The following is a 3,329-nucleotide window of genomic DNA, read 5'->3' on the forward strand; positions in this document are numbered from 1 at the left end:
ATTGAAAGTGACGCTTTAGTAGTTCTAAAGCGTCTTTTAATATATTAATAGCGCTTACATTACTATTTTTGTTAATTTTATGCTATTATAAGTGTATAAATATTCATTAACAGAGGTGTATGAAATGGCGAACAAAACAATGCGTCAAATTAAGATAAGAGAAATAATTTCTAATGAACAAATAGAAACTCAAGAAGAGCTCGTAAAGCGATTAAATGAATACGAATTGAATATTACACAAGCTACGATTTCTCGTGATATAAAAGAATTACAACTAATAAAAGTTCCAGCTCCTTCTGGTCAATACATTTATAGTTTACCTAGAGATAGAAAATATCATCCGATTGATAAATTAGGTAGATATTTAATGGATTCATTCGTTAAAATTGATGGTGCGGATAATTTATTAGTATTAAAGACATTACCAGGCAATGCTCAATCAATTGGGGCAATCATTGATCAAATTGATTGGACAGAAGTTATTGGTACTATTTGTGGAGATGATACTTGTCTTATCATATGTAAAGATACAGATGCTGCTGAAGTTATCACTGATAGAATTTTTAATATGCTTTAAAGGAGATTTTAAATACTATGTTACAAGCACTTACGATTAAACAATTCGCTATAATTGAATCTTTAGAAATAAATTTTTCAGATGGACTAACTGTATTAAGTGGTGAAACAGGCGCTGGTAAATCTATCATTATAGATGCAATCGGCCAATTAGTAGGTGCAAGAGCATCGCAAAGCTTTGTAAGACATGGTGAGCAAAAGGCGACTATAGAAGGCGTATTTGATATTGATAATGTACCAAACGTAAATAAAATCTTAAATGAGTTAGATATTGATTACGATGAAGATTTTTTGTTTGTAAAAAGAGAAATCTTCTCATCTGGTAAAAGTATTTGTAAATTAAATAATCAAAATGTTACTTTATCTGATTTAAAAACCGTCATGCAAGAATTATTGGATATACACGGACAACATGAGACGCAAGTATTATTAAAGCCTAAGTATCACTTATCTCTGCTTGATGATTTTGCGGATGGGACTTATCAATCAGAAATTGATCAATTTGAAAAAGCTTTTCATTCTTATCGTTCGAAAAAGCAAGAATTAGAAAAATTAGAATCTCAAGATCAAGCATTACTACAACGATTAGATTTAATAAAATTCCAACGTGATGAATTACAAGATGCAGACTTAAAAGAAGATGAAATTGACTTTTTAAATAAAGAAATTAAAATGCTTCAAAATCATGAAAAGATTAACGAAAGTCTTAATAAAGCACATTTCTTACTGAGCAGTGAAGAGAACATTACGGATAAAATATATGAACTCAATCAAGAGATTCAACATATTAATGATATTATTCCTGATAAATATACATCGTTTAGTGAAGAACTAGATCAAATGTATTATACATTGGAAGACTACAAACATGAGTTATATAATGAATTAACATCAAATGATTTTGATGAGTCATTATTAAATGACTATGAATCACGTTTAAATGTACTCACAGATTTAAATCGTAAATATGGTAAGAGTATAGCCGAATTAATAAAATATAGAGATAAAATTGATGATGAAATATTTAAAATTGAAAATTATGAACAAAGTACAACGCAATTAAGAGATGAAATAAATAATTTATATGATGATGTAATGAAATATGGTCAAGTGCTTTCAACAAAGAGAAGACAAGTTGCTTTGAAGTTAAGAGATAGATTAGTAGAAGAAGTTCAAAATCTACATATGCAAGATGCAAATATAGAGATAACTTTCACTAAAACTAAACCTAGCTCTTATGGATTAGAAGAAGTTGAATTTTTAATTAGTCCAAACAAAGGTGAACCACTAAAAAGTCTAAATAAAATAGCTTCTGGTGGTGAACTATCTAGGATTATGCTTGCTTTAAAAAGTATATTTGTATCATCAAAAGGACAAACTGCAATATTATTTGATGAAGTTGATACTGGTGTATCTGGTAGAGTAGCTCAAAAAATGGCAGAAAAGATGCATCAAATTTCGCAATCTTTACAAGTAATTTGTATATCACATTTACCACAAGTGGCTGCAATATGTGATAATCATTTATATATAACTAAAGAAACAGTAAACGATCGAACAACTACTTCAATCAAACAATTAAATGGTGAAGATAAAATCGATGAAATAGCAAGAATGATTTCAGGTGTTGAAGTTACAGAATTAACTAAACAACATGCTAAAGAAATGATTTTACAAAATAAAAATTTAAAATAAAATGATTTGATAGGGTGTTAGCATGGTAATTAAGGTAGCAATTATAGAAGACTCGAAAGCATATGTAAGTGAAATGGCTCAGTATCTAAAAAATCATGATATTGAGATAGTTAATATTGGATACAATGGTAAAGAAGCTCTTGATATTTTAAGTGGAGAAGCTTTCGATGTTCTTCTACTAGACTTAATCTTGCCACATATTGATGGTATGACTTTGCTTAAAAAATATATTAACCCAAATAAACAATATAAAGTAATATGTATGAGCGCATTCGTAAGCGATGATGTATTAAAAGAATCTGTTTCATTAGGTGTAGATTACTTTCTAATTAAGCCTATTGAATTTGATGTCTTACTAAATACAATACAACGCGTATTAAATACAAGTGAAACAAATATTTCTGAAATAGACGCTTTAGATTTATTACTTGAAAAGATAGGCTTTTCATATAATTTGAACGGTTATAAATATATTAAATGTGGTGTTCATTTAATGCTTAAACATACACACAAAATGCAATTAACTAAAGAATTATACCCACTTATTTCAGATTATTATGACGTTCAAGCTAATAATGTAGAGCGTTCAATCAGACATGCAATTAAATTAGCTTGGGAAAAAGAATTAAAAACGTATTGGTATAATAGTGAAAAATCTTACATAAGACCAACAAATGGTGAGTTGATTACGCATCTTTACAAAAAGTATAAAGAAACACAAAATGAAAAAAACTGATAAATCAAATTATGATTTATCAGTTTTTTTTGTATTATTTTTTTTCATAAAGTGTTCTTGCGCTCTTTTATTTTTCTTTTCACGATGTAAAATATATCCACCAATAAAAATAACACCGAATACGAAAAATATGAATCCTAAGAAAAATTGCAGCCAGATAAATTGTAATTGTGGAACAAGTTCACCAAAAACTGCGTCTCTCATCCACTTAATACCTAATCCTGCTATTATTCCTGGTATTACTAAAATGAGTAATGCAATGTACTTTTGCATAAGTTAAAACTCCTATTGATTAATAACTTATATTATATATGAGATAATG

Annotated in this window: 4 protein-coding genes; 3 read left to right on the plus strand and 1 reads right to left on the minus strand. The window is 28.3% G+C overall.

What is annotated here, in order from left to right:
* The first annotated feature begins 124 nt into the window (after positions 1 to 124).
* From ahrC to CD129_RS10475, 3 genes are read left to right on the plus strand one after another with little or no spacing between them, the layout of a single operon-like run.
* A complete protein-coding gene (gene ahrC, locus CD129_RS10465; protein ID WP_078356581.1) occupies positions 125 to 577 on the plus strand; it encodes a transcriptional regulator AhrC/ArgR in 453 nt (150 codons plus the stop codon).
* 17 nt (positions 578 to 594) lie between these two features.
* On the plus strand, positions 595 to 2,271 hold the full coding sequence (gene recN, locus CD129_RS10470) for a DNA repair protein RecN (protein ID WP_107510052.1): 1,677 nt from the start codon (positions 595 to 597) through the stop codon (positions 2,269 to 2,271).
* Between the two features lie 22 nt (positions 2,272 to 2,293).
* Positions 2,294 to 3,007 carry a response regulator gene (locus CD129_RS10475; protein WP_115337406.1) on the plus strand — a complete coding sequence of 238 codons (714 nt, stop codon included), beginning with the start codon at positions 2,294 to 2,296 and terminating at the stop codon, positions 3,005 to 3,007.
* Between the two features lie 9 nt (positions 3,008 to 3,016).
* Here the strand turns inward: CD129_RS10475 and CD129_RS10480 are convergent, their stop codons facing one another.
* Positions 3,017 to 3,280, minus strand: coding sequence for a DUF2627 family protein (locus CD129_RS10480; RefSeq protein WP_078356584.1), 264 nt, complete (start codon positions 3,278 to 3,280; stop codon positions 3,017 to 3,019).
* Positions 3,281 to 3,329 lie beyond the last annotated feature (49 nt).

It is taken from the genome of Mammaliicoccus fleurettii, assembly GCF_003970575.1.
GTDB classification, from domain to species: domain Bacteria; phylum Bacillota; class Bacilli; order Staphylococcales; family Staphylococcaceae; genus Mammaliicoccus; species Mammaliicoccus fleurettii.